The following is a 19468-nucleotide window of genomic DNA, read 5'->3' on the forward strand; positions in this document are numbered from 1 at the left end:
CCGCGAATCGTCCATAATAATCGGTGAAAGGGGAGGATCACATGACTAACAATAGCGGCAACAAAGTTCAAGATGTTATGACAAAAAATGTCGCGACCGTTTCTCCTAACCAAACGGTGCAAGAAGCTGCGCAAATTATGAGCCAAAAAAATATTGGTGCGCTTCCTGTTGCGGAAAACGGCCAAGTAAAAGGAATGATTACTGACCGTGACATTACGCTCCGCACATCAGCGCAAGGAAAAGATCCAGCTTCCACTCCTGTATCGGAAGTAATGACCAACCGCGTCGTCACCGGTACGCCGGATATGAGTGTGCAAGAAGCGGCAAACGTGATGGCACAAAATCAAGTCCGCCGTTTGCCAATTGTTGAAAACAATCAGCTTCAAGGCATTGTCGCTCTTGGCGATATCGCGACAAACAGTGCTTCCGATCAAGCGGCGGAACAAGCGTTGACAAACATTTCGCAGCCATCGCAACCACAAGGATAAAAAAGGGGAGGATGTCTCTTTTTTGTGAGACATCCTTTTTCTTTTATCCGGTATATTGTATGATGATAACGAATACATAAAAAAACAAGAAGCTTATCGATCCGGAGGGATGTCCGTTGGATTGGAAGAAAAAATATGAGCAATGGTTGGCATATGAGCCGTTGGATGAAGAATTAAAGCATTTGTTAAAAAAGCATCAACACGACCTTCCGTGGCTTGAAGATTGTTTTTATAAAAATTTAGAGTTTGGCACAGGCGGCATGCGCGGAGAAATCGGGCCGGGGACGAACCGGATGAACGTATATACGATTCGGAAAGCATCAGAAGGGTTGGCGCGGTACATAGAATCGTTTGGCGAAGACGCGAAAAGGCGCGGTGTCGTGATTGCTTACGATTCGCGGCATAAGTCGCGGGAATTCGCGATGGAAACGGCGAAAACATTGGCCACTCATGGCATTCAGACGTATGTATTCGACGAACTGCGGCCGACGCCGGAGCTTTCGTTTGCTGTTCGCTATTTGCGCGCATTTTCCGGCGTTGTCATCACCGCCAGCCATAATCCGCCAGAATATAACGGATATAAAGTGTACGGCGAAGACGGTGGGCAGCTTCCTCCAGAGACGGCAGACGCGGTTATTCGATACGTCAATGAAGTGGAAAATGAATTGGAAATCGATGTGGAAGAGGAAGCAGTTTTGAAAGAAAAAGGGCTTATTCAAATGATTGGCGAAGAAGTGGACAACGCTTATATTGATGCTGTCAAGACGATTTCGTTCCAACCGAAGCTTGCGGAAGAGACCGATGTGAACATTGTTTTCACTCCGCTGCACGGCACATCCAATAAACCGATTCGCCGTGCGTTAACCGAACTTGGATACCGCCATGTATTTGTGGTGGAAGAACAAGAACATCCAGACCCGAATTTTTCTACCGTTTCGTCGCCAAATCCGGAGGAGCACGCGGCGTTTGCCTTAGCGATAGAACTCGGCAAAAAAGTCAATGCCGATTTGCTTATTGCGACAGACCCTGACGCCGACCGGTTAGGGATTGCCGTAAAAAACGACAAAGGTGACTATATCGTATTGACCGGGAACCAAACTGGCGGCTTATTGCTTCATTACTTGCTGTCACAAAAGAAAGAAAAGGGGATATTGCCGGAGAACGGAGTAGTGCTAAAAACGATTGTCACGTCCGAATTTGGCCGCGCGATTGCGCAATCTTTCGGTTTAGATACAGTTGACACGCTGACAGGATTTAAATTTATCGGCGAAAAAATCAAAGAATATGAACAAACTGGCCAGTATACGTTCCAATTTGGCTATGAGGAAAGCTACGGCTATTTAATCGGTGATTTTGTGCGTGATAAAGACGCGGTGCAAGCAGCGGTATTAGCGGCGGAAGTATGCGCTTTTTATAAAAAACACGGCATGTCTTTATACGAAGGATTGCTGCGATTGTTTGACCAATACGGCTATTACCGCGAAGGTCAGCAGTCGCTGACGTTAAAAGGAAAAAAAGGCTCAGAAACGATCCAAGCGATTTTAACCTCGTTCCGTCATGAGCCTCCGACAGAGGTGGCAGGAAAAAAAGTCATCGTGATCGAGGATTACAAAACGAAAGAACGGGTAAACACGGCGACTGGAGAAAAAACGTTGATTGCGCTTCCAACCTCTGACGTATTAAAGTATGTATTGGAAGACGATTCATGGTTTTGCTTGCGTCCGTCGGGAACGGAGCCAAAACTCAAAGTGTATTTCGGTGTGAAAGGAGAATCGCTCTCTGACAGCGAAGCGAAGCTGCAACAACTTTCCGACACGGTAATGGAACGGGTGCGCGGTTTTTTGAATACCGCTTCACCGTTTCAACCATAGGCAATGTAACATCTGCAGACATTAATCTGAGGAATGGTGGGGAAGATTTTGCTAATTCCGGCCAAGCTGTTTCGGAAAATGTAAGCAGCGCATATTTGTTGATGAATTTTGGCACAAGATGAAACAGACAATGCCATTGCCGGCATTGTCTGTTTTGCATTCCCTTCATTGATACAGGCAAGCGTACTGCTCGATTCCTGTTTTTTGTTCGCTTACCTCAAGAGCATGGTCGATATAACGCAACAGAGCGGTTAGACGCTTTTGGATAATTGAGTAATCATGCTCGAAGTTGTAAGCGTGAAGAAATTTTTCAATTTTTTTTGAAAGCAAGTCGTCTTTTGTGCGCACCATTAAAATAAGCAAGTTATCCCATTCGGACCGGTGCGTGTAATATAACGCTTTATCATAATCGAGCGTGTTCAATGGGCATGCCTCCTTTGCAGAAGGAGCTATCATTAGTGTATGATGCCCGGGCTCATTTTTGCGCTGTAAATATTACAATGGCAGGCAAAAAATAATTATAACTCAAATAATCAGGGAAAAGTAAAAGTAAATATTGCGATTTTGTGACAAAAATGGTATCCTCAAAGCAAGGGGATGGTGATGAAGAGGATGGAACGTTATGAAAGCAAAGAGATTACGCAAATGTGCAAAATGATCGCTGCTGTTGGGTTAGTTGTCGGCATTTCCTTGTTTTTGTTGAGTTTTGTTGCAAACGCTTACAATAAAGACTTTTTTCTTACGATTATCAGCTTAGGCGTTATCGGTGCTTCCATGTTTATGTTTGGGTTTGGGACGTTTTTGGGGATTTTAATGGAAACATACGGAAATAGCAAAACAAGTGTGTAAAAGAGGATGTCCCAAAAGTGTTCGCATAGCGTTCGCTTTTGGGGCACTTTTTTGGGCAAAAAAAGAAGAAAACCGTTCCTTTTTTGGTATAATAGAGTCACCACAACCCTACCAAGAAAGGACGGTTTTCTTATGTACATTTATTATAACCGAGATCAACTCATTTTGCCAATGGATCTTGAAATTCTCATTCCCAAACATCATCTTTGCCGGATCGTGGATCTAGCCGTGGAAAAAATGGATCCAGCTCTGCTCGTTTCCCTCTATCCCGGCGGAGGCCGCCCAGCCTATCATCCGAAAATGATGTTGAAAGTCATCCTGTATGCCTACGCCAATCGGATCTATTCCTCTCGCCAAATCGCCAAGCAATTGAAAGAAAACATTTATTTTATGTGGCTATCCGGCCATCAAACACCGGATTTCCGCACCATCAACCGATTTCGGTCGGAACGGATGAAGGACATCATTTACGAAACGTTTTTCTCCATTGTCGATCTTCTGCGTCAAGAAGGGTTGGTCAAACTAGAGGATTACTTTCTGGATGGAACGAAAATCGAGGCCAGCGCCAACAAGTACACGTTCGTTTGGCGCAAATCAACGGAAAAGTACGATCAGAAGTTGGAGGAGAAATTCCGGAAAATCGTAGCCTCGATCGAACAGGTGGTAAAAGAGGATGAAGAGTCGGAACAAGAAGGAGATTTTCAAGAAAAGCTGGAAGCTTCACCGATCACGTCTGAAAAGATCGAAGCCGTGATCGAACAAGTGGAAGAACATCTAAAGAAAGAGCCGAAGAATCGCACGTTAAAGAAAGCAAAACAGCAATTGGAACAAGACATTCTCCCCCGTAAGAAAAAATATGAAGAATACAAAAAAGTGTTAGGCGAACGAAACAGTTTTTCGAAAACGGACCCCGATGCGACGTTTATGCGGATGAAAGACGACCATATGAAAAACGGCCAGCTCAAACCGGGATATAATGTGCAGATAGGGACAGGGAACCAATTCATCACTGGATTTAGCGTGCATCAACGGGCGGGGGATGCCGGATGCTTCATTCCGCATTTGGAGCAATTGGCCGCCCATGGGCGTCCCATGCCTAAACGAGCGATTGCGGATTCCGCCTGTGGGAGTGAGGAGAACTACACGTACTGCGAGAAAAAGCAGATCGTCGTACTGATCAAGTACAACACATTGGACCGGGAACAAACGAAAGCGTGGGCGAAAGAGATCGGCCGAATCGAGAACATGACGTACGATGAGGAATTGGATGAGTGGATTTGCGCGAAAGGGGAACGGCTGGTGTTTGTGTATAAACGGAAGGAAACGACCGACAACGGGTACGTCATCGTCAAACGGACGTATCGTTGTACAGCATGTGCCGGATGCCCGTTTCAAGCAGCATGTGCCAAAGGCAAAGACACGAAAACCATCCGCGTTTCCTTGAAAAATCAACAACAACGGCAAGAAATCCGGAAACGGCTGTCCACGGAAGAAGGGGCGACGACATATCGAAGACGGCAAATCGAAAACGAGCCGGTGTTTGGGCAAATCAAGCATAATCAGCAATTTCATCGGTTTTCATTGAGAGGCCTCCCAAAAATTACCTTGGAGTGGGGTCTAGTTTGTGCTGCCCACAATTTGAGAAAGTGGGCCACAACGACCGACCCAACAAGGAAAAAATAGGATAAAATTCGGAAATAAGGAGAAATTCCTGCCTCAAAAAAGGAATAAATAACCAAATGGTAAGAAAAAGAAACAGAGGCTACTCTCAAAAGGTCGGTTTAGACGACCTTTTGAGACAGCCTCTTTTACTTCTTTTTTTGCTGATAATACCAAGAAAAGGTGAGCAAACAAATCAAAAAAATAAATGTGACGATAAAAAAAGCGCGGTATTTATCCATATATTGCTTCATCATCATCCAATTTTCCCCTAAATAATTGCCGATCGCCAGAAAGGTGAAAATCCAGACAAACGCGCCGCTGTAAGCGTACACCGCAAATTTTTTCCAGCCGTATGTGTTTGCGCCAGCCAAAAAGGCGGCAACATGCCGGACACCAGGGATAAAATAGCAAATAAACAACACGGCTGGTCCTAATTTGGAAAATAACGTTTTCGTCTGCTCCATCCGCTTGTCGGTAATATGTATGGTCGGCCCCACTTTTCGCAAAAACGGCAATCCAAGTTTAACACCTAAAAGGTAGCTAATGGAAATGCCGGTGATAGCGCCGATAAGGCTAAAAACAAACGCGATCGGATATGACATCCCTCCCGTGGAAATTTGGTATCCAATGTACGTAAGCAGCAGCTCATCCGGAATTGGCATACCGACGATCCCCAGCATTAACACGATCATAATGCCAATGTACCCAAAATGGGCGATCACATAATGAAAATAATGGCCCACCTTTATCACCACACTTTAACGAGTTTAAAGAATAAAGCAATGAATCGGACGCCATAAGTTTTATTCTTGATACTGTTTATTATAAACAATACATGCATGGGTCAAGTCCAAATTATTGGGGAGAATTCCGCTGTCAGTCCAGCGAACTTGGATCACCGGAAAAAATCGTTTTCTTGCCATGTCAATTCTGTGGCTGATGACATACACAATGATTCTAAATCAATCGCTGCCATTTGCACAATGCGCCATGGAGGAAATAAAAGTTCCCCTCCTTAACAACATGGAGGATTGTTCTGTAATGGAACATTTTTATGTCCGGTTTCTCGTTTAATTTAAGAAAAGATCGTCTCCGGTTTTCGGGAAGGACATAATGATTTTTTGGTGTGGACTTAAGTGTATCAAAACTTCTTTTTGCTCATACATTGTGATAAGAGGAAAAGGGGGGATGTGCATGCGGCAGGATGAATTAGAGAAGTTGGAGCGGGCGATTGCTGAGATTACCGAAATCGCCGAAGGATTTGGATTGGATTTTTATCCGATGCGGTATGAAATTTGTCCGGCCGATATTATTTACACGTTTGGCGCGTATGGCATGCCGACGCGTTTTTCCCATTGGAGCTTTGGCAAACAGTTTCATAAAATGAAGCTGCATTATGATTTAGGGCTAAGCAAAATTTATGAGCTGGTGATCAATTCCGATCCGTGCTATGCCTTTTTGTTGGATACCAATACGCTTATTCAAAATAAATTGATCGTCGCACACGTGCTGGCTCATAGCGACTTTTTTAAAAATAACGTGCGCTTTAGCAACACAAAGCGCGATATGGTCGAAAGCATGGCGGCGACCGCCGAGCGTATCAAACATTATGAACACCAATACGGAAAATTGGAAGTGGAAAAGTTTTTAGATGCAGTATTGGCGATTCAAGAGCATATCGATCCGTCGCTGCTTCGGCCAAAACTGTCGTGGACGTGGGAAGATACGGAAGTGTATGAAGAGGAAGAGACGTCAAAAATGGCGATGCCGTACGACGATTTATGGGGTCTTGATAAAAAAGAGAAACCGGCTCCGCCGCCGCGCAAAAAGCGCAGAAAGTTTCCGCCGCAGCCGGAAAAAGACGTATTGTTGTTTATTGAGGAATACAGCCGGGAACTGGAAGACTGGCAGCGCGATATTTTGACGATGATGCGCGAAGAAATGCTCTATTTCTGGCCGCAGCTGGAGACGAAAATCATGAACGAGGGCTGGGCGACGTATTGGCATCAGCGGATTTTGCGGGAAATGGACTTGACGAGCGACGAGGCGGTTGAATTTGCGAAATTAAACGCCAATGTCGTGCAGCCGTCGCGCACAGGCATTAACCCATATTATTTAGGATTGAAAATTTTTGAAGACATTGAGGAACGCTGGAATAACCCAACAGAGGAAATGAAAAAACGGGGCACTAAGCCGGGATCGGGCCGCGAAAAAATTTTTGAAGTGCGCGAATTGGAATCCGATATTTCGTTTTTGCGCAATTATTTAACAAAAGAGTTAGTGATGCGCGAAGATATGTATTTATTCCAAAAGCAAGGAAAAGAGTATAAAATTGTTGATAAAGATTGGGAGCATGTCCGCGACCAGCTCGTCAGCATGCGTGTCAATGGCGGATTTCCATACATTACCGTAAATGATGGGGATTACATGCGCAATGGTGAGTTATATTTAAAGCATTGGTATGAAGGAATTGAATTAGATATAAAATACTTAGAAAAAGTGCTTCCGTACATTTATCAGCTATGGGGGCGCTCTGTTCATATGGAGACGGTCGTGGAAGAGAAGCCTGTATTATTTACGTATGATGGAAAAACGGTGCATCGAAAATATATATAAATTTGTGACATTAAGCTGCTGTGAAAGCAGCTTTTTTGTTTGCATACATTTGGTTTTTTAATCCTTTCCATTGCTGTTTAGTGATTATTTTTTATTTTTTTGTATAAAATACGAGAAAATGGTTATCCGCTTTGTCGATGATAGCCATTTTATTTTTGGAAATTTGATCCATAAGTATAATGATTAAAACTATTTTTACATTTATAACCGTATTAATCATGACAATTTTGTGACAAACATCACAAATTCACCATCTTGTCAAAGTTATTTTGCTATTTCTTCATTGTTTGTTGATAAAGTATTAAGTGCAAGAGGGGTTAAAGGAGGAAAAGCTGTGTGGAAACGTCAAGAAAAATGGCTGGTGATAGTTAGTTTTTTAGTGGCGTTTATTATGCTTCTTTCGATAGTTGGCAGATTGTTTTCATAAAAAGGAGGATGTAGCGATGTGGGAGTATGATCCGGTGCTGTTTAGCAGGCTGTTAACCGAATTAACGTTAACGTTTCATATCATTTTTGCAACGATCGGCGTCGGCGTTCCGCTGATGATTGCGATTGCGCAATGGGTGGGGATTCGGAAAAATGATGAACATTACATTTTGCTTGCACGAAGATGGACGCGCGGTTTCGTTATTACGGTAGCAGTAGGCGTCGTGACAGGAACAGCGATCGGGTTGCAGTTGTCCTTGCTGTGGCCGAACTTTATGCAACTTGCAGGTCAAGTGATCAGTTTGCCATTGTTTATGGAGACGTTTGCCTTCTTTTTCGAAGCGATTTTCCTTGGCATTTACTTATATACATGGGACCGGTTTGAAAACCAGAAGAAACATCTATTGTTATTGATTCCGGTGGCGATCGGCTCTTCGGCTTCAGCAATGTTTATAACAATGGTCAATGCGTTTATGAATACTCCGCAAGGTTTTGAGTTGAAAGACGGGGTCATCACGAATATCGAGCCGCTTGCCGCAATGTTTAATCCGGCGACGCCGACGAAAGTGGCGCACGTATTGACAACCGCTTATATGACTTCCGCTTTTATCTTGGCATCCATTGCTGCTTGGCATTTATTGCGGGGCAACCGCCATATTTATCACAAAAAAGCGCTGCATTTAACGGTGAAGACGGCCTTTATTTTTTCGGTTGCGAGCGCGCTTGTCGGTGATTTGTCAGGAAAATTTTTGGCCGAATATCAACCGGAAAAATTAGCGGCGGCGGAATGGCATTTTGAAACGAGCACCCATGCGCCGCTTGTGATGTTCGGCACGTTAGATGAAAACAACGATGTCAAAAATGCCATCAAAATTCCATATGCGCTAAGCATTTTAGCGCATAATCACCCAGGGGCAGAAGTGAAAGGGCTAAATGAATTTCCAAAAGATGAAATACCGCCGCTGTATATCCATTATTTGTTCGATTTAATGGTTACGATCGGCGTTTTACTTACGATTGTATCAGCGATTTATTGGCTTGGAAAACAATTGAAATGGAAATGGATTATGAGCAAGCCGTTTTTAGCGTCTCTTGTCGCTGCTGGCCCGCTTTCAATGCTGGCGATTGAATTAGGCTGGTATTTCGCTGAGGTCGGCCGGCAGCCATGGATTTTGCGCGGGTATATGAAAACAGCGGAAGCGGCGACATCATCGGGGCATGTGGATACGATGCTTGTTGCTTTTTCGATCTTGTATCTCATTTTGGGAATTGCCAGTGTGGCAGTGTTGATTAACATGTTCCGAAAAAATCCGGTAGAAAAAGAGCTGGCGGAACGCTCTCTTGAACAAGGGGGAGTATCTTAATGGCGTTAGAAATTATCGGTATATCTGTGTTATGGCTGTTTTTGTTCGGATATGTCATCGTTGCATCGATTGATTTTGGCGCCGGGTTTTTCAGCGCGTACAGTGATTTCGCGAAAAAAAAGCATATTTTGCATAAAATCATTCAGCGTTATCTTTCCCCGGTATGGGAAGTAACAAATGTGTTTCTTGTCTTTTTCTTCGTCGGAATCGTTGGCTTTTTCCCGAAAACCGCGTATTATTACGGCACGATTTTGCTCGTTCCCGCCAGCATTGCCATTGTGCTGTTGGCGATTCGCGGGTCGTATTATGCGTTTCATACGTATGGAAAGACGGAAAGAAATTGGTATTTGCTGGCCTACGGGCTAACAGGGCTGTTTATTCCGGCGTCATTGTCGATCGTGTTGACCATTTCCGAAGGAGGATTTGTCGAGAAAAGCGGGGAAACTCTCACCTTGCTGTATAAAGAGCTGTTTGTCAGCCCGCTTACTTGGAGTATTGTGCTGTTAAGCATTACGAGCGTCCTTTATATTTCTGCTACATTCTTGACGTATTATGCCAATGAAGCAGGAGATATGAAGGCGCGCGAACTATTGCGGAAATACGCATTAAGCTGGAGCGGGCCGACGATTTTATCAGCGCTTCTTATCATTTATCAGCTGCGCCACCATAATCCGGAGCATTACAACAACATGTTCAACGTCGCCTGGATGTTTGTTGTTTCCTTTGTGTTTTTTGTCATCACCATTTATTTGTTATGGAAAAAGAAACGTTACGGCTGGGCGTTTGTTAGCTTAGTTCTGCAATACGCGTTTGCGTTTTACGCATACGGCATTTCCCATTATCCATATTTGTTGTACCCGTACTTAACGATTTACGACGGATTTACAAACAAAACGATGGCGATTGCCCTGATTCTCGCGTTTATTGCGGGATTTCTGCTTCTTGTCCCGTCATTGTACCTATTATTAAAGCTGTTTTTATTCAACAAAAAATACGTTAAAGGACAATTATAAAAGGAGGAGAATGCGATGCAGACGTTTTTGCTTATGTATGCACCGATTCTTATTGTAGCGCTATCAGTTGTTGCTGCATTTTGGGCGGGGTTGAAAGACGAACAAGTCGAGTAGGGGCTTGCTGCGCTGTTTTCGCCTTTAACAGGAAACAGAAAGCTGGGCAGGGCTTCCTGCCCGGCTTTTTATATTCGTTTGTTGGCATTGGTGGAAAAAATTACTAAATATATATACAGTATATGTGAAAAATAGCTTACAAAACGATAATTGCGGAAAACAAAAGGGAATTCATGATGAAAGTGGCGATTATTGCATGCATACAAAGTATTCAATATTGCCGCAGCGGCAGCACCAGAGACATTTTTAACATTTACAAAGTTGCATTTCCTTCATAAAAAACTGGCCTGCCTCAAGAGCTGATAGATTCCAAGGATTTTTGATTTCCCCAAGAGGATTTATGAATGGAAGGACATCGTTTTCATCCAGGAATATTCGCTCCGAACTTGAAAAGAAAATGGTTAAAACAAAAAAGTTTTCAATATACCTAAAAGGGTATATAATAAATCAAGGACGACAGGAGGTGATTGCCATTGTATATTATTGGCCTGATTATTTTCGGGTTATTATTGGCAACGTTATACCATCGTTATTATCCGGTCAGCGGCATTCCTTGCATAGATATAAGTGATGAGAGAATCAAGGACATGGTTGTGTTGGATATTCGCGATTATAACGAAACGGCAGAACAGTCTATTGCTAATTCGCTTCATATTCCGTATGCTTATTTAAAGCGGCATTTTTCTACTATTCCGAGCAAATCGGTTCATATTATCGCAAACGATGAAATCGAAAAAAATTTAGGCATACGTTTTTTGCGGCGCCATGGTTTTGATGTGCAAAGCTATTCAATTATCCATTGTCCTTGCCGAGAAGGAGGAAATGAAAGATGGAATACAGTAAAGAAATCAAAAACCGCTTAAGACGGATCGAAGGGCAAGTGAAAGGCGTGCTTAGCATGATGGAGCAAGGAAAAGACTGCAAAAGCGTTGTCGCACAATTATCAGCGGCGCGCAACGCAATTGACCGCGCCATTGCCGTCATTGTTAGCACCAATTTGGAAAATTGCCTCCGCGAAAGCATGGAAAAAGGGGAAAAAACAGAACATTTGGTTAAAGAAGCAGTAGAACTATTAGTGAAAAGCAGATAAGTCAACTCTTGAAAAAAGGGTTGACACGTTCTTTTACACATACTAATATACCTATAGGGGTAATAGTAAATGATAAGGAGGTTATCCATCATGAATGTGAATAAACTGTTAGACGCGAAAGGGTTAGCTTGCCCAATGCCGGTTGTAAGAGCGAAAAAAGCAATGGATGAATTAACGTCAGGACAAGTGCTGGAAATTCAAACAACGGATAAAGGAGCAAAAAGCGATTTGCCGGCATGGGCAAACGCAAGCGGCCATACAGTCATTGATATGAAAGAAGAAAATGGCGTATTGACATTTTGGATTCAAAAAGGGTAATTTTTTTGATAGTTTATATACCCATATAAGTATATGTATATAAAGGAGGGCGTTATGCCGCAACAAAAGAAAAAAACAACGATTATTTTATTTAGCGGCGACTACGATAAGGCGATGGCAGCGTACATCATCGCGAACGGCGCCGCCGCTTATGACCATGATGTCACGATTTTCCATACGTTTTGGGGATTAAACGCATTGCGAAAAGATGCGCATATTCCAATAAAAAAAGGGTTTTTGGAGAAAATGTTTGCCAAAATGATGCCGCACGGAGCGGACCGCATGGGGCTTTCCCGCATGAACTTTGGCGGCATCGGACTGAAATTAATGAAACACGTCATGAAAAAGCATAACGCAATGCCGCTGCCGCAATTAATTGAAATGGCCAAAGAGCAAGGAGTTAAGTTAGTCGCGTGTCAAATGACTGTTGATTTATTAGGGCTGAAACAAGAAGAATTGCTTGATGGCATCGAGTTTGCTGGAGTGGCGACATATTTGGCGGATGCGTCAGAAGGGAACATAAACTTATTCATTTAAAGGTGAAGCTAATGGCACAGACGGTAATGAATATCGCTTTATTCCTATTGCTTGCTTGGTTTATTGCAGCCCGCGCCATTCCGCCGCGTGGAGTGCGGATGATTACGACAGCAGAACTAAAGAAAGAATTAGAAAAACAAGATGTGCAGTATGTGGATGTACGTACTTCTGCGGAATTCCGCGCGAATCATATTCGCGGATTTAAAAACATTCCCCTTCATGAATTGCCAAAACGCGCGAACGAATTATCCAAAGAAAAAGAAGTGATAGTGATTTGCCAAAGCGGAATGCGAAGTACAAAAGCCAGCAGACTATTGAAGAAACTTGGATTCAAACACGTAACGAACGTAAAAGGCGGAATGAACGCTTGGTCATAAAAAAGGAGGGACCGTTGATGAAGCAATTAACAGCAAAAGAAGTGGAAAAACTTCTTCAAGAAGGAAAACAACTGAACATTATCGATGTTCGTGAAACGGATGAAGTGGCAGATGGAAAAATCCCTGGTGCGATTAATATTCCGTTAGGATTGCTCGAATTTCGCATGCATGAGCTTGATAAAAATAAGGAATATATCCTTGTTTGCCGTTCGGGAGGAAGAAGCGGGCGCGCAGCCCAGCTGCTCGAAAGTTATGGATATCATGTGATCAATATGACTGGCGGCATGTTGGAATGGGAAGGGCCTGTGGAATAAATAAAATGGCAAAAGGAGGCATGCAGCATGATTCGTGTTGACATGACCGTTGACGCAAAGGGGTTATCTTGTCCTATGCCAATTGTTAAAACAAAAAAAGCGATCAATGGCCTATAACCGGGACAAGTGCTTGAAGTACAGGCAACCGATAAAGCTTCAAAAGCCGATATCCAAGCATGGGCGGAAAGTACCGGCCATCAATATTTAGGAATTGATTGAAGAAGGAGACGTATTAAAACATTATATTCGTAAAGCAAATGACGATGAGACAAAAAACAATGCAGCATATCCTCATATGATTTCCAACGAACAGCTGGCAGAAAAAATAAAGGATGATTCGGTGGTCATTATAGATGTCCGCGAGCCAGCGGAGTATGCGTTCGGGCATATACCAGGTGCGATTTCGGTTCCGCTTGGAGAATTAGAAGACCATATCCATGAACTGCCGAAGGATAAAACGATTTATGTTGTTTGCCGTACTGGAACGCGCAGTGATTTAGCGGCACAAAAATTAACCGAAAAAGGATTTACGAACGTATGGAATGTCGTCCCAGGCATGTCCAAATGGGAAGGACCGCTCAATACAGCTCAATCATGATTGAGCGGTTTTTTTAAAAATAAAATATACTATATGGGGTATAAGGTGGTGGTGAAAGAAATGACGGTGCAAACATTAACCGAAAAAGTATTAAATGGATGTTAATTTTATAATTGTCATTTTTCTTATCAGCTTTATTGGTGGCATGGTTGGCATTGGCGGGTCGATTATTAAATACCCGATGCTGCTTTATCTTCCGCCGTTATTTGGGCTCGCTGCATTTAGCGCCCATGAAGTGTCGGGAATCAGTGCGGTTCAAGTGTTTTTTGCGATAATTGGCGGCGTTTGGGCGTATCGAAAAAGCGGTTATTTAAATAAAACATTAATTCTTTATATGGGGATCAGTATTTTGATCGCAGTTTTCTTGGCGGATTTGGTTCGAAAATGATGAGCGAAGGAACGATTAATGTCGTGTATGGTGTTCTTGCCGCGCTGGCTGCCGCCATGATGTTTGCTCCGAAAAAAGGCATTGACGATATTCCAATTGATCACCTGACCTTTAATAAATGGCTTGCCGCTGCATTAGCGCTTGTCATTGGGATTGGTTCCGGGATCGTTGGCGCAGCCGGCGCGTTTTTGCTAGTGTCTGTTATGCTTGTTGTGTTAAAAATCCCAACACGAATGACGATTGCCTCTTCGCTGGCGATTACGTTGATTTCATCCATCGGTTCGACATTAGGAAAAATCACGGCGGGCCAAGTTGCGCTTATTCCTGCCATCATCATGGTGATTGCCAGCTTAATTGCCTCTCCTTTAGGTGCAAAAACGGGGCAAAAAATGGACACCAAAATATTGCAAGTGATGTTGGCGTTTCTCATTTTAGCGACAGCTATAAAAATTTGGGTCGATATTTTATAACAGATCGTTTGATTTATAAGTATAGTTTGCTTCCAATCGCCCACACTAGTTGATGAAAATATCAAGAAGGAGTGGGCTTGGATGATAGAAGCATTGCGACGCATCAAAAAAAAGCTGGAACAATCGTTTGACCAGCCGGGCGCCTATGATTTGGAGCAATGTCTCCGCGAACTTGAGCAGTTAAAGGAGCAGGGGGGTAAACAACAAATGATGGAAGACGTCATTCGTGCTGTCACCCATGCGAAAAATGCGCAAGCACAGCTTGCCAATGCGGGCGATGAATCGGCAACAAACGCTTTTGCCGAAGCGTACCGGGCGCTTGATCAGGCGATTGAATCTTACAGCAATATAGATAATGATCCGGTGTGAGTTTTTGACTTGAGAAGAATAAATGTTTTCCTGAGGATAAGATAAGGGAGAAGTAAAAAAAGAAAACACGTCTCCAAAAAATTTGTCAAAAATTCGACAAAATTATTAAATGTTCTATTGAAGCGGCAACTGGTTTCTTGTAGAATGAAAATTGGGAAGAATCAAAATATTCAGGGAGGAACTTAGATGAAAGCACTTACATACCTAGGGCCAGGAAAAAAAGAATTAATGGAAAAACCAAAGCCAAAAATTGAAAAGGAAACCGATGCAATCGTCAAAATAATAAAAACAACGATTTGTGGAACGGATTTGCACATTCTTTCAGGAGATGTTCCTACTGTTGAAGAAGGGCGGATTTTAGGACACGAAGGCGTCGGAATTATTGAAGAAGTTGGTTCGGCCGTAAAGAATTTTAAAAAAGGCGACAGAGTGTTGATTTCTTGCATTACCTCTTGTGGAAAATGCGAAAATTGCAAGAAAGGGTTATACGCCCATTGCGAAGATGGCGGCTGGATCTTGGGCCACTTAATTGATGGAACTCAAGCAGAATATGTAAGAATTCCGCACGCAGACAACAGCCTTTATCCTATTCCGGAAGGCGTGGATGAAGAGACTCTTGTCATGCTTAGTGACATTCTTCCAACAGGATTTGAAATCGGCGTGTTGAACGGCAAAGTTCAGCCTGGACAAACCGTCGCCATTATCGGAGCTGGTCCCGTAGGTATGGCAGCGCTATTAACAGCCCAATTTTATTCACCAGCAGAGATCATTATGGTTGATTTAGACGATAACCGTTTAGAAGTTGCGAAAAAATTTGGCGCGACCCAAGTGGTGAATAGCGCTGATGGCAAGGCAGTGGAAAAAATTATGGAATTAACCGGCGGGAAAGGTGTAGACGTCGCGATGGAAGCCGTCGGAATTCCGGCAACATTTGATATTTGTCAAGAAATTGTCAAACCAGGTGGCTATATCGCCAATATCGGTGTTCATGGAAAAAGCGTGGAATTTCACATTGAAAAATTATGGATACGCAACATTACGTTGACAACCGGTCTTGTCAACACGACTTCTACGCCGATGTTATTAAAAACGGTGCAGTCGAAAAAATTGAAGCCGGAACAATTAATTACCCATCGTTTCGCCTTTTCAGACATTATGAAAGCGTATGAAGTATTTGGAAATGCAGCAAAAGAAAAAGCGTTAAAAGTCATTATTTCCAACAGTTAAATTTTCTTTTTCTATCAAACAGCCTGTATCCTTGATACAGGTCCTTTTTTTGTCCAGCCGCTCCTGAATGGCCTTCCGCGGATATTGTAGATTTTCCGATGATATGCTACTCTTTTCTTAGATGAACTTTCTTGGCCGGTGGCTTTTGCCATATGCATATTCGGATTGGGGAAGCGGTTGGAGTTTATGTTAGTTGATTTACTCAAGTGCAGCAATTATAATAGTAAGAAATGCGATTATTGACGAACTTGGAGGTAGCAATGGAACTTTTAGAAGTGTTTAAAGCCTTATCCAATGAAACGCGGCTGCAAATTTTACAGTGGTTGAAAAATCCTGAAATCCACTTTCCGAAGCCGCTGCATGGCGATATACACGAAGACGGTGTTTGCGTAAGTGACATTCATAAAAAAGTTGGTTTGTCGCAATCTACAGTCTCCCTTTATTTGTCTATGCTGCAAAACGCCGGATTGATAAGGGCAAAACGAGTGGGGCAATGGACTTACTATAAAAGGGATGAGGAGAATATCAAAAAAATGATTGAATTGTTATCTAGAGATTTATAGACCAAACTCTCGCTTGTGTTGTTTCGTGATAAAAACATTATTTTCACTTTTTTGGTCTTGAATCTCTATTATTTTTGTATTATTATATAGGTAATTCTAGATATTTAAAAATATATTATTTTTTCTCTTTTATATCGATAATTCTAGATATTTATAAAATTAAATTTTATGGATTGTATGGATGGAACCGGTTTGGCAAACATAAAGTTTATGAATGCTGTCCGCATTTCCGGTAATGAGGCAAAGGACGATATTCCATCATGGATGTCGAAAAGCAATGGAACTTGCGAAAATAGACGTTAATGTGGAGGAACAATGGATGATCCGATTCGAAAAGCATAAAGGATATTCACGCATGTTCAAAGAAAATCATCTCACTCTCGGGCTGTTCTTTCCGATAAAATCATACGAAGGCAGCGTTCCAGAGATAGCAAATAAAACTGGCAAAAAGAGCAGAGGAACTTAATTTTGCCGCATTGTTTGTCAGGGATGTTCCATTGCATGATCCTTATTTTGGAGATGTCGGGCAAATTTATGACCCTTGGGTCTATTTAGGGTATATAGCTGCCCATACTAAAACGATTGCATTGGGCACTGCAAGTATCATTCTTACTTTGCGCCATCCTTTGCATGTTGCTAAAGCCGCTGCTTCTGTCGATAAACTATCCGGTGAGCGTTTTTATCAATTTAAAATACGGCCATCGTCCTGTAGAAGAAGTGATGGAAGAATTAGGGGAAGAAGTGGTTCTGCACTTTCCGGCATTAACCGAGAAATCATTAAGGGAAGTGAAATATGAAGAACTCGTGCGATTCCGTTCTAACCTTGGGACCGGAATCGCCGGTTCTTAGCTGTTTATACCAGTCTTAGTGGAGTGAAATGAAGTTATGGCAGATCAAAAAATGCTGCAGGATGGTGAAAAACATTCAGAAGTTGCACATCTCAAAAAATGGCAGTTCGGTCGTGAAGCAAAGAAAGATGGAGTTGTTCAAGGCAAAAACTGGAGAAAGAAGCAGCTCAGTTATTTCACAGCATGCGTGAAAACCACCTATCCAATGATTGTTGGACTTTTATGTAACCGTTATCAATTTTGTGTGGCCGATATTGTTCCGGTCTTGCGATGAAAGGAAGGACGAGCAGTCACTATTTAGAGGAGGTGATGGCAGGCGCAAAAGTAACGTTGCTGCTCCCATGAACAATATTGACACGATGATAAAGTTGTTATACCAGTTATAGGAAATTATAAAAATAAAATCAATGAAAAGGAGAGAGAGCAAAGATGTTGCGTGACATCGATTTGCAATCCATCCAAGAGGTCAGAAATTATCTTGAAGAAGCGAAAGCAGCACAAAAAATCCTTGAAAAAATGACACAAAGCGAGATTGACAAGATTGTCGAAAGCATGGCAAATGCAGCGAGAGAAGAGGCTGGCCGTTTAGCAGCGATGGCAGTCGAAGAGACCGGCTTCGGGAATGTGGAAGATAAAACGTTGAAAAATTTGTTCGCAGCGAATGATGTTTACAACTCTATCAAAGATGTGAAAACAGTTGGGATTATTCGCCGTGATGAAGAAAACCGCGTTTGGGAAATTGCTCAACCTGTCGGGATTGTTGCAGGAATCATCCCATCTACCAACCCAACTTCAACAGTTATTTTTAAAGCATTGATCGCAGTTAAAGCAAGAAATGCCATTGTTTTCAGTCCGCACCCATCAGCAGCAAAATGTACAGCAGAAGCAGCAAGAATCATGCAAGAAGCAGCGGAGCGCGCCGGAGCGCCAAAAGGGTTGATTTCTTGCATCACACAACCGACAATGGCTGCAACAAACGAGTTAATGAAACATAAATTAACTGACGTCATTTTAGCAACAGGCGGCCCTGGTTTGGTGAAAGCAGCGTACAGTTCCGGAAAACCAGCATATGGCGTTGGGCCTGGAAACGTGCCAGTATATATCCATGAAAGTGCCAATATCGCCAAAGCTGTTCAATTAATCATCCAAAGCAAGACTTTTGACTATGGAACCATTTGCGCTTCTGAACAAGCTCTTTTAGTGGATGAGTCGATTAAAGAAAAAGTGGTTGCTGAGTTAAAACAACAAGGCGCTTACTTCTTGAATGAAGAAGAAAAACAAAAAGTAGCATCCATCATTATGGTTAACGGTTCATTAAATGCGAAGATCGTTGGAAAAGCGCCGCAAGTAATCGCGGAAATGGCTGGGATTGAGATTCCATCTGACGTGAAGTTGCTTGTGGCAGAAGAAACAGAAGTGGGGAAAGAATATCCATTCTCCATTGAAAAATTGTCTCCAATTCTAGCATTCTATATAGTGAAAGGGATGGAAGAAGCAAGCGAGCTTGCCCAAAAATTGCTTGAAGTGGGCGGACTCGGCCATACAGTTGGAATTCACGCTGAAGATGAAAAAGTGATCGAAGCGTACACCATCGATAAACCAGCCGGACGGATTGTTGTAAATGCTGGTACAACGTTTGGCGGAATTGGTGCAACAGTGAATGTTAAACCATCCTTGACACTTGGATGCGGTGCTATCGGTAACAACATTACATCAGACAACGTGACAGTAACTCATTTATTCAACATTAAACGCGTGGCATTTGGAGTCCGCGAGATGCCAAAAAAAGTTGAAGGCGCACAAAAAGAACCTGCATTAACTAAATAATAAGAATATATTCACAAACCCAGTGCCCAACTGGGTTTGTTATATTTTTAAGTAAGTTGTTGCTTCTGTAGGACAGATTTTGAAAAAGTTGAAACTGCCAGCATAACTGCCGCAGGGAGATAGGGATGAACGTGGAACG

At 42.7% G+C, this 19468-nt stretch carries 21 protein-coding genes and 3 pseudogenes; 22 read left to right on the plus strand and 2 right to left on the minus strand.

Features of this window, described 5'->3' with window-relative positions:
* The first annotated feature begins 41 nt into the window (after positions 1–41).
* Complete coding sequence (locus AOT13_RS06365) at positions 42–488, plus strand: CBS domain-containing protein (protein WP_003252701.1); 447 nt, start codon at positions 42–44, stop codon at positions 486–488.
* A gap of 116 nt (positions 489–604) precedes the next feature.
* Positions 605–2359 (plus strand): phospho-sugar mutase, encoded by a 1755-nt coding sequence (locus tag AOT13_RS06370; protein ID WP_013401561.1) that lies wholly within the window; start codon positions 605–607, stop codon positions 2357–2359.
* Positions 2360–2524: 165 nt separating this feature from the next.
* Here the strand turns inward: AOT13_RS06370 and AOT13_RS06375 are convergent, their stop codons facing one another.
* Complete coding sequence (locus tag AOT13_RS06375) at positions 2525–2782, minus strand: YhdB family protein (RefSeq protein WP_003252697.1); 258 nt, start codon at positions 2780–2782, stop codon at positions 2525–2527.
* Positions 2783–2962: 180 nt separating this feature from the next.
* Between AOT13_RS06375 and AOT13_RS06380 the strand changes: the two genes are divergently transcribed.
* Both AOT13_RS06380 and AOT13_RS06385 read left to right on the plus strand, forming a co-directional pair.
* On the plus strand, positions 2963–3208 hold the full coding sequence (locus AOT13_RS06380) for a hypothetical protein (protein WP_013877418.1): 246 nt from the start codon (positions 2963–2965) through the stop codon (positions 3206–3208).
* Positions 3209–3340: 132 nt separating this feature from the next.
* The gene (locus AOT13_RS06385) at positions 3341–4891 is read left to right on the plus strand and encodes an IS1182 family transposase (RefSeq protein WP_060678128.1); all 1551 of its coding nucleotides are present in this window, start codon (positions 3341–3343) and stop codon (positions 4889–4891) included.
* 125 nt (positions 4892–5016) lie between these two features.
* Here AOT13_RS06385 and AOT13_RS06390 read toward each other — a convergent pair whose 3' ends face one another.
* A complete protein-coding gene (locus AOT13_RS06390; RefSeq protein ID WP_232511575.1) occupies positions 5017–5613 on the minus strand; it encodes a DedA family protein in 597 nt (198 codons plus the stop codon).
* A gap of 451 nt (positions 5614–6064) precedes the next feature.
* Between AOT13_RS06390 and AOT13_RS06395 the strand changes: the two genes are divergently transcribed.
* The 18 genes and pseudogenes from AOT13_RS06395 to AOT13_RS06475 all read left to right on the plus strand — a co-directional run bounded on the left by AOT13_RS06395 (position 6065) and on the right by AOT13_RS06475 (position 19329).
* A complete protein-coding gene (locus tag AOT13_RS06395) occupies positions 6065–7486 on the plus strand; it encodes a SpoVR family protein (RefSeq protein WP_003252692.1) in 1422 nt (473 codons plus the stop codon).
* Between the two features lie 443 nt (positions 7487–7929).
* On the plus strand, positions 7930–9276 hold the full coding sequence (locus tag AOT13_RS06400; protein ID WP_013401559.1) for a cytochrome ubiquinol oxidase subunit I: 1347 nt from the start codon (positions 7930–7932) through the stop codon (positions 9274–9276).
* Positions 9276–10289 carry a cytochrome d ubiquinol oxidase subunit II gene (locus AOT13_RS06405; RefSeq protein WP_013401558.1) on the plus strand — a complete coding sequence of 338 codons (1014 nt, stop codon included), beginning with the start codon at positions 9276–9278 and terminating at the stop codon, positions 10287–10289. The genes AOT13_RS06400 and AOT13_RS06405 overlap by 1 nt, the downstream gene beginning before the upstream one ends.
* Before the next feature lie 15 nt (positions 10290–10304).
* On the plus strand, positions 10305–10403 hold the full coding sequence (cydS, locus tag AOT13_RS21370; RefSeq protein ID WP_012749261.1) for a cytochrome bd oxidase small subunit CydS family protein: 99 nt from the start codon (positions 10305–10307) through the stop codon (positions 10401–10403).
* Between the two features lie 473 nt (positions 10404–10876).
* A complete protein-coding gene (locus tag AOT13_RS06410; protein ID WP_013401557.1) occupies positions 10877–11266 on the plus strand; it encodes a rhodanese-like domain-containing protein in 390 nt (129 codons plus the stop codon).
* Positions 11233–11493: a metal-sensitive transcriptional regulator gene (locus tag AOT13_RS06415; protein WP_003252678.1), complete on the plus strand. Its 261-nt coding sequence runs from the start codon at positions 11233–11235 to the stop codon at positions 11491–11493. Before AOT13_RS06410 ends, AOT13_RS06415 begins: the two co-directional genes overlap by 34 nt.
* A 90-nt stretch (positions 11494–11583) precedes the next feature.
* Positions 11584–11811 carry a sulfurtransferase TusA family protein gene (locus AOT13_RS06420; RefSeq protein WP_042383713.1) on the plus strand — a complete coding sequence of 76 codons (228 nt, stop codon included), beginning with the start codon at positions 11584–11586 and terminating at the stop codon, positions 11809–11811.
* 54 nt (positions 11812–11865) lie between these two features.
* Complete coding sequence (locus AOT13_RS06425; RefSeq protein WP_013401555.1) at positions 11866–12348, plus strand: DsrE/DsrF/DrsH-like family protein; 483 nt, start codon at positions 11866–11868, stop codon at positions 12346–12348.
* 11 nt (positions 12349–12359) lie between these two features.
* Complete coding sequence (locus AOT13_RS06430; RefSeq protein WP_042383711.1) at positions 12360–12725, plus strand: rhodanese-like domain-containing protein; 366 nt, start codon at positions 12360–12362, stop codon at positions 12723–12725.
* Positions 12726–12742: 17 nt separating this feature from the next.
* Positions 12743–13039: a rhodanese-like domain-containing protein gene (locus AOT13_RS06435; protein WP_042383709.1), complete on the plus strand. Its 297-nt coding sequence runs from the start codon at positions 12743–12745 to the stop codon at positions 13037–13039.
* A 27-nt stretch (positions 13040–13066) separates the two neighbouring features.
* Positions 13067–13637: pseudogene (locus tag AOT13_RS06440) on the plus strand (rhodanese-like domain-containing protein).
* Positions 13638–13731: 94 nt separating this feature from the next.
* A pseudogene (locus AOT13_RS06445) lies at positions 13732–14495 on the plus strand (sulfite exporter TauE/SafE family protein).
* Positions 14496–14576: 81 nt separating this feature from the next.
* Positions 14577–14864, plus strand: a complete 288-nt coding sequence (locus AOT13_RS06450) for a hypothetical protein (RefSeq protein WP_013877385.1) — start codon at positions 14577–14579, stop codon at positions 14862–14864.
* A gap of 186 nt (positions 14865–15050) precedes the next feature.
* Positions 15051–16091, plus strand: coding sequence for a zinc-dependent alcohol dehydrogenase family protein (locus AOT13_RS06455; RefSeq protein WP_042383707.1), 1041 nt, complete (start codon positions 15051–15053; stop codon positions 16089–16091).
* A gap of 260 nt (positions 16092–16351) precedes the next feature.
* On the plus strand, positions 16352–16654 hold the full coding sequence (locus AOT13_RS06460; protein WP_003252655.1) for an ArsR/SmtB family transcription factor: 303 nt from the start codon (positions 16352–16354) through the stop codon (positions 16652–16654).
* 319 nt (positions 16655–16973) lie between these two features.
* Positions 16974–17368: pseudogene (locus AOT13_RS06465) on the plus strand (LLM class flavin-dependent oxidoreductase); the annotation flags it as partial.
* 171 nt (positions 17369–17539) lie between these two features.
* Positions 17540–17776: a hypothetical protein gene (locus tag AOT13_RS20415; RefSeq protein ID WP_042383704.1), complete on the plus strand. Its 237-nt coding sequence runs from the start codon at positions 17540–17542 to the stop codon at positions 17774–17776.
* A gap of 155 nt (positions 17777–17931) precedes the next feature.
* Positions 17932–19329 carry an acetaldehyde dehydrogenase (acetylating) gene (locus tag AOT13_RS06475; RefSeq protein WP_045844642.1) on the plus strand — a complete coding sequence of 466 codons (1398 nt, stop codon included), beginning with the start codon at positions 17932–17934 and terminating at the stop codon, positions 19327–19329.
* The last annotated feature ends 139 nt before the right edge of the window (positions 19330–19468 follow it).

The sequence above is a fragment of the Parageobacillus thermoglucosidasius genome, assembly GCF_001295365.1.
Taxonomy (GTDB): Bacteria; Bacillota; Bacilli; order Bacillales; family Anoxybacillaceae; genus Parageobacillus; species Parageobacillus thermoglucosidasius.